This is a genomic window from Salipiger sp. HF18 (assembly GCF_011806505.1).
In the GTDB taxonomy this organism is placed as follows: Bacteria; Pseudomonadota; Alphaproteobacteria; order Rhodobacterales; family Rhodobacteraceae; genus Salipiger; species Salipiger thiooxidans.
On record NZ_JAATOS010000539.1, the window covers coordinates 1 to 2,588 of the forward strand.

Annotated in this window: 3 protein-coding genes; 2 read left to right on the plus strand and 1 reads right to left on the minus strand. The window is 64.6% G+C overall.

The features are described 5' to 3' along the window. Window positions 1-297: 297 nt before the first annotated feature. Entirely contained in the window at window positions 298-987 is a 690-nt protein-coding gene (locus HC022_RS23775) for a thiamine diphosphokinase (RefSeq protein ID WP_167454049.1), read from the plus strand. Here the strand turns inward: HC022_RS23775 and HC022_RS23780 are convergent. Continuing rightward, a complete protein-coding gene (locus HC022_RS23780) occupies window positions 908-1,849 on the minus strand; it encodes a DMT family transporter (RefSeq protein ID WP_089954411.1) in 942 nt (313 codons plus the stop codon). The two genes, HC022_RS23775 and HC022_RS23780, sit on opposite strands and share 80 nt — an antisense overlap. Before the next feature lie 239 nt (window positions 1,850-2,088). On the opposite strand from HC022_RS23780, the gene secG reads away from it, so the two are divergent. Continuing rightward, entirely contained in the window at window positions 2,089-2,469 is a 381-nt protein-coding gene (gene secG / locus HC022_RS23785; protein WP_008885057.1) for a preprotein translocase subunit SecG, read from the plus strand. Window positions 2,470-2,588 lie beyond the last annotated feature (119 nt).

A 2,588-nucleotide genomic window follows, 5' to 3' on the forward strand; every position in this document is an offset into this window, starting at 1 on the left:
GAACCGGGGCGGCTCGGCCCCGAAGAAGCGGTCCTCGTGCACTACGCCACGGAAGAAATGCGTGGTGTCCTTGACCACGCCGAGCGGATCATCGAACCCCTCCGCCGTGCAGGAGAAGGTGCCGTAGGAGACCGTCAGGATTTTGCTCGAACTCACCATGTGCTGCTCACTTTCGATCGGACTTCAACCGAGTATGTACCATGTTTACCAAGACCAAAGCCGATCAAATCTTAGGTAAACACAGTATCATTTCATGTTCGGATTGTGTCCTGTTTCGCGAAAAGCCATTAATTCGCCATGAATGACGGTCTCGTTTCTCATCCCGGCCCTGTTCTCCTCGTCGGAGGCGGCAAAAGCGACCCAGATCAGCTTCGGGAGCTGCTCGACACCTGCGCCCTGCGGGTGGCGGCCGACGGCGGTGCCGAGACGCTGCTTGCGCTCGGCGTCATGCCGGATGCGGTGATCGGGGACCTGGATTCCCTCACCGACGTGTCGCGCGCCCGCATCCCGGCGGAGCGCGTGCACCACATACCCGAGCAGAACAGCACCGATTTCGACAAGTGCCTGAGCAACATCACCGCGCCGCTGGTCTACGGGACGGGCTTCCTCGGGCCGCGGGTCGATCACCAGCTTGCCGGGCTCACGGTGCTGGCGAACCGGCCCGACCGGCGCTGCATCCTGCTGGGCGAGGAAGACGTCATCGCGCTGGCGCCGCCCGAGATCGAGCTCTCACTGCCGCTGGCGACACGGCTGTCTCTCTATCCTCTGGCGGCCATGCGGGGCGAAAGCGAGGGGCTGCGCTGGCCGCTCGACGGCATCGAGTTTGCGCCCGCCCGGCGCGTGGGAACGTCGAACGAGACCAGCGAGACGCGGGTCCGCCTGCGCTTCGACGCGCCGGCGATGCTGATCATTCTGCCGGTGGAGTCGACACCTGCGCTGTCGCGAGGGCTGCTTTCTGCGCCCGCGACGTGGCCCGCTCACGCATGAGAATATAGAGCCCTGCCGCGATGGTGACGCAGATGCCCACCGTCGCGAGGGGATTCGGGAGGTCACCGAAGATCATGAAGCCGAGCGCGGTCGCGACCGGTATCTCGAGATACTGCATCGGCGCCAGCGTCGCGCCCGGAGCGTAGCGCAGCGACCAGGTCATCAGCAGATGCGCCAGCGTGCCGAGCAGGCCGATGGTGAGCAGCAGGCCCCAGGTCGAGGGGTCGAGGGAATCGCCGGCGAGGTTGGTCAGCCGTTGGCCCGGAAGCAACAGCAGCATGACCCCGATGACCAGCACCGCGATGCTGCCCGAGATCGCCTGAAGCGAAACCGCGTCGATGTCGCGCGAGATCTGCCGGGTGGTGAGCATGAAGAGCGAGAAGTTCAGCGCCACGCCGAGCGGCAGCAGCGCCGGCCAGCCGACGTTCTGGAAGGCGGGCTGAACGACCAAGAGAGTGCCGATGAACCCGACGGCGCAGGCGATCATGCGGCGCCAGCCGACCTCTTCTCCCAGCACGTAATGGCCGAGCAGAAGCATAAGAAACGGCATGATAAAGGCGATGGCCACCGCATCGGCCAGCGGGAGGTAGAGCAGCGCAGTGAACATCATGCCGATCCCGAGGATGTGCATGAGCGTGCGCAGCAGGATAATCCAGAACACCTTGGACCGCACGCGGAAGCTGCGGCCCGTGAGGACCATGATGGGGATCAGGACAAGCGCCTGCACCCCGAAACGGACAAGCACGAGTTCCGCCAGCGGGACCTTCCCTCCGAGCAGTTTCGCAACAGCATCGGCAAGTGGCGCAACGATGCAAAAACCAAGCATCAACGTGATGCCGAGAAGGGGCTTGTCATGTTTCATGAGGCGAGCGTAGCCGCGCCCGCACAACCGGGCAAGACACTACTTTTGTTATTATTGGAATATATTATTGCAACCCAAACGTGCGTCCACGCCCTTCCCCGGCGTCACGCACACGCCGCTTTCCGGCCGTCCCGAGGCCGCGCCGCGCGACGCCGGGGCACCGGCATCCATTGCCGGGTTGCGCCGCTGCGCCGCTTCCCCTACATAGCCCGCCAGAACCGCAGGATCCGGAACTCTCCATGCAGAACGTCATTCTCATCGTTCATCTTCTCCTCGCGCTCTCGCTGATCGGGGTCGTGCTGCTGCAGCGCTCCGAAGGGGGCGGGCTCGGCATGGGTGGTGGCGGTGGCGCGATGAGCCAGCGCGCAGCGGCTACCGCGCTCGGAAAGATCACCTGGATTCTTGCCATCTGCTTCATCGCCACGTCGCTCACGCTGACGATCCTGGCGGCGCAGGATGCCTCGGGCGTCTCCGTCATGGACCGCCTCACCGGCGGCGCGCCCGCGGCCGAAGAGCCCAGCACGCCTGGCGAAATCGACACCGATTCCCTGCTTCCGCCGCCCTCTGCGAGCGGCAGCGAGACCTCGCCGGACGCACCGCTCGTGCCTCGCGCCGACTGAGGCACGCACGCAACACCATAGCTTGAGGGCCGCGCCCGAAGCCGCAACAGCATCTTGCGGTCGTCTGGACTTGTTTGCGCGAATCTCTTATAGATGGACTCCCGTGATGCTGCGGTCCT